Source organism: Methanoculleus sp. UBA208 (assembly GCF_002498065.1).
Classification (GTDB): domain Archaea; phylum Halobacteriota; class Methanomicrobia; order Methanomicrobiales; family Methanoculleaceae; genus Methanoculleus.
This window is the reverse complement of the sequence record NZ_DAFZ01000058.1, coordinates 4,770-9,379: the sequence shown is the minus strand read 5'-3', so window position 1 is coordinate 9,379 and position 4,610 is coordinate 4,770. Positions and strand designations below refer to the sequence as shown.

General features: G+C 65.6%; 4 protein-coding genes. 2 read left to right on the top strand and 2 right to left on the bottom strand.

The window, feature by feature from the left end:
• Positions 1-458, bottom strand: a 458-nt coding sequence (locus tag BRA62_RS06075; protein WP_292365682.1) for a HEAT repeat domain-containing protein, incomplete at its 3' end; no start/stop codon positions are given.
• A gap of 93 nt (positions 459-551) precedes the next feature.
• A complete protein-coding gene (locus BRA62_RS06070; RefSeq protein WP_292365681.1) occupies positions 552-1,433 on the bottom strand; it encodes a HEAT repeat domain-containing protein in 882 nt (293 codons plus the stop codon).
• A gap of 230 nt (positions 1,434-1,663) precedes the next feature.
• Here BRA62_RS06070 and BRA62_RS06065 point away from each other — a divergent pair, with 230 nt between their 5' ends.
• Together BRA62_RS06065 and BRA62_RS06060 are read left to right on the top strand one after the other, a co-directional pair.
• On the top strand, positions 1,664-4,129 hold the full coding sequence (locus tag BRA62_RS06065) for a heavy metal translocating P-type ATPase (RefSeq protein ID WP_292365680.1): 2,466 nt from the start codon (positions 1,664-1,666) through the stop codon (positions 4,127-4,129).
• On the top strand, positions 4,119-4,268 hold the full coding sequence (locus BRA62_RS06060) for a YHS domain-containing protein (RefSeq protein ID WP_292365741.1): 150 nt from the start codon (positions 4,119-4,121) through the stop codon (positions 4,266-4,268). The genes BRA62_RS06065 and BRA62_RS06060 overlap by 11 nt, the downstream gene beginning before the upstream one ends.
• Positions 4,269-4,610 lie beyond the last annotated feature (342 nt).

Genomic DNA, 4,610 nt, shown 5'->3' with positions numbered 1-4,610 from the left:
GGATCGGCGATCTCGCCGAGGATGGCAGCCGCATAGACCCGTCGGAGTCCCCTCCCTGTCTCGATCTCCCAGGTCCTGCCCCCGGGTCCGGTTACGGTCGCCGGGCCCCCGGCAGCCGTCGTCTCCTCGTACCTTCCCGACGCCTCCGGGTTCTCGATGAGTTCCACCAGCGGCCCGACCGCCGCCCCCTCAAGCAGGGTGAGCGAGTCCGCCGCCGCTTCCCGAACCGCTGTCAACGGGTCGCCGAGCGCCCGGATGAGCGGGCCGACCGCCTCAGCGCCGCCGAAGTCCCCGAGCGCCAGGGCGGCCCGCTGGCGCGTCAGGCCGTCATCGCTCCCTAGCGCTTCGATCAGGCCGCCTACATCTTCTTCGGCCCGTAAAAGATCGATGTTGAACCTTTTTTCACCCTGCTGCCTTTTTGCAGGATCGCTCTCTTGCTGCAATCTTTTCGCCTCCAAACCCGGCGTATGATGCCTACCCGATATAATAACCTTCTCCGGCAGGAGCTACCCGGCCGGAGAACCGGAAAAATTGAGTGGTCTGTCCCGGCATCAGCGGGACGCCGGCGGGACTGGCGTGGCCTCGCCCCTTCTTTCCCGGAACCGTGCCATCCCGTCCTCGGCCGCCCTCCGGACGGCGGGATCGGTATCGGAGACCGACCGGGCAAGGGCACCCTCCGCCCGCGGATCGGCGATCTCGCCGAGGATGACGGCGGCATAGGCCCGCCGCAGTCCCCGGCCCGGGGGAACGCCCTCCGTCACGACACCCGCCCTCCTCGCTCCGGGGAAGAGAGCCTCGTGCTCCCTCGCGCCCTCCGGACCGCCAAAGAGGTCGTGCTGTGCAAGCTCGGGGTGCCGGAGGGGTTTTCTCGTCCCGACATCCCCCGGGCCGCCGAGGAGGTCGTGCTGGGTGATCTCACCCTCAGTGTCGCGGGATACCTTGCCTCCCGCCCTCCGGAGATCCTCCGGCCCACCGTACGCGTCGTGCTGGGCGAGGCCTTCTTCCTCGTCGCGGGCTCTTCCTGCCCCCGCCTCCCGGATATCCTCCGGTCCGCCGAACGCGTCGTGCTGGACAATGCCCGCCGTGTGCCGGAGCCTCCTTTTCGCGGGCGGTATGTCATCGGGCCCCCCGAGGAGATCGACCTGGGTGATCCCCTCTCCGGGCGCTTCCCTCGGTATTTCGTAGCCTGCCGCAACGCCGGGACGCTCGAGGAGGTCGATCAACGGTTCGACCGCCGGTGTCCCGACCATGACAAGCGCGTTAGCCGCCCCCTCCCGGACGGCCTGCACCGGGTCGCCGAGCGCCCGGATGAGCGGGTCGATCGCCCTCCATTCCCCGAGCGTGCCAAGGGCGAGGGCGGCGCTCCGGCGGACCTCCGGATCGCCGCTCCGCATCGCGTCGGTCAGGCCGTCGATATCGCGCGTCGATGCCATACGGCTGACATCATACCGCTTCTCCTCCTGCGATCTCTCCGTCGTAATATCCCTTCTCTGCACCACAATCACCTCTGGATACGGCGTTTGTAACCGGCTGAGAGTATAATAACCTTGTGTATAAAAACCATCGCATAAATTGGTGGGGAACCGGGCCGTTCCCGGGAGTGATCGCACAACCGTGGCCCGGAAGTTACGGGTATTTAACCCTGCACGGTAAGTTGAATATCATGCCGGAGGGGAAGAAGAAGGCGGAACTGAAGATCTCCGGGATGCACTGTGCGTCCTGCGCCCTCAACATAGAACGAGCCCTCCAGGACCGGGACGACGTCTACGATGCCCGTGTCAACCTCGCGGACGAGACCGCCACCGTCGAGTACGACCCGACGAAAGCCACCCTCGCCGACCTCGAACGGACGGTCGGCGACGCCGGTTACGGGGTTATCAGGAACGAGGCTACCGTCCGGGTAGGGGGGATGGTCTGCGCGAGCTGCGCCCAGGTGATCGAGGCCTCGCTTGCCGACCTCGACGGGGTCTACGAGGCCCGGGTCAACCTTGCGAACGAGAACGCGCACGTCGTCTACAATCCCGCGCTCGTCACCACATCGGATATCCGTGCCGCCGTCGAGGATGCCGGCTACCAGTACCTGGGGCTCGAGGAAGAGGTTTCCGAAGACGTCGAGACCCGGATGCGGGAGGAGGACCTCCGGGACAAGTTCCGCCGGTTTACCGTCGGGTTCGCGGTGAGCATCCCGCTCTTCCTCTACATGCTCTTCGGTATGCCTGGGGCGGCCGCCCTCCCGGTCCCGGTCAACCTCGTCATGCTGGTCATCACCCTCCCGGTCTTTCTCTACGTCAGCGCCCCTATCTTCAGGGCGGCCGCCGCCGCGCTCCGGAACCGGGCGCTGACGATGGACGTGATGTACGCGATGGGCATCGGCGTCGCCTACGGTGCAAGCCTTCTCGGGACGTTTCAGATCGTCCTCACCCCGGACTTCAACTTCTACGACACCGCGGTGATGCTCGCTTCGTTCCTGACGCTCGGGCGGTACCTCGAGGCCCGGGCCAAGGGGAGGACGTCCGAGGCCATCAAGAAACTGGTCGGTCTCCGGCCCCGGACCGCGACGGTGCTCCGGGACGGCCGGGAGGTCGAGGTTCCGGTCGAGGACGTGGCCGTCGGCGACGTCCTCCTGGTCCGGCCGGGTGAGAAGGTGCCGGTGGACGGGACGGTCGTGGGCGGCGAGAGTTCCGTTGATGAGTCGATGATCACCGGCGAGCCCATCCCGGCGGACAAGAAGGAGGGCGACGAGGTCGTCGGCGGCACCCTGAACGTGAACGGCGTCCTCCGGGTCCGGGCGGAGAAGATCGGGAAGGATATGGTGCTGTCGCAGATCATCAGGCTCGTCCGGGACGCCCAGGGCTCGAAACCGCCTGTGGAGCGGATCGCCGACGTCGCGGTCTCCTACTTCATCCCGGCCGTGCTCGCGATCGCAACCGCCGCCTTCCTCGTCTGGTACGTGGGGGCCGGTGCATCGCTTCTCTTCTCGCTCACGGTGTTGATCTCCGTCCTGGTCGTCGCCTGCCCCTGTGCGCTGGGCCTCGCCACCCCGACCGCCGTGACCGTCGGGATCGGCCGGGGCGCCGAACTCGGACTGCTGATCCGCAACGGCGAGGCGCTCGAGATCTCCGAAAAACTGACCGCGATCGTCTTCGACAAGACCGGGACGCTCACCCGGGGCAAACCGGACGTCACCGACATCGTGGCGCTCGCGGTGCCGGAGGACCGGCTTCTTGCGGTCGCCGCGGCGGTCGAGCGGAACTCGCAGCACCCGCTTGCGGCGGCGGTCGTGCGGCGGGCAGAGAGCGCCGGCATCACGGTCCCTGAGTCGGAGCGGTTTACCACCTTCGGCGGCAGGGGGGTCAGCGCCGTGGTGGAGGGTACGGAGGTCCTTATCGGGAACCAGCCCTTCCTCGAAGAGCACGGCATCGCCGTCCCGCCGGAGGCGGAGAGCAGGATTACCGCCCTCCAGGACGAGGGGAAGACCGCCGTCCTGGTCGCCGCCGGGGCCGACCTTGCGGGCATCCTCGCCATTGCCGACACCCTCAAGCCGACGACGAAGGGCGCCATTGCGGAACTGAAAAAGATGGGTCTTACCGTGACGATGATCACCGGCGACAACGAGCGGACGGCGAACGCCATCGCCCGCGAGGTTGGGATCGATGACGTCCATGCAGGGGTGCTGCCGCAGGAGAAGGCGCTGGAAGTCCGGGAGCTCCAGGACCGAGGCGAGGTCGTGGCGTTCGTGGGCGACGGGATCAACGACGCCCCGGCGCTCGCGCAGGCTGACGTCGGGATCGCCATCGGGAGCGGGACCGACGTCGCCATCGAGAGCGGGGATATCGTCCTCATCCGCGACGACCTCGTCGACGCCGTCGCGGCTGTCGAACTCTCCCGGAAGGTGATGAGCCGGATCAAGCAGAACCTCTTCTGGGCGTTTGCCTACAACTCAGCCCTCATCCCCCTCGCCGCGGGCGTGCTCTACCCCTTCTTCGGCATCACCTTCCGGCCGGAACTTGCGGCGCTCGCGATGGCGCTCTCGTCGGTGACGGTCGTCTCGCTCTCGCTATTGCTCAAGACTTATATACCTCCGGCGAAGAGAGGAACCTTAGCGGAGGCTGATGCACGTGGCAGTTGATCCGGTATGCAAGATGGACGTCGACGAGGCGAGTGCGAAGTACACCGCCGAGTATCAGGGCAAGACCTACTATTTCTGCGCCCCGGGGTGCAAGAAACTCTTCGAGCGGGATCCCGAGGCGTACCTGAAGGAATCGTAACCCTTTTTTGCAGGCGGTGTGTTCCGGTCCGCCGGGAGGGATCGGAAAGGCCATATACTCAAAGGATAATAGAGTATTCTTGAAACGCGGCAATTATTGCGGGCATTTTTGATATAGCGCCATATGGTTTACGCCGGTAGACATCGCATGTCCTAACTGGGAGGTTGTCCTAAAAAGATCTATGAACCTTCAGTGTCCCTTATCGGAGCCTTTCCTCGAGGACTCTACCATCTGAACCATATTCAGAGCAGAAGGGTGAAACGGCTTTCCACCGGGAGTCGCACCTTCGGTGCTCCTGCTCCTGCCCTTTGGCCAGTCGCATATCGCCACGCGGGGGAGGGA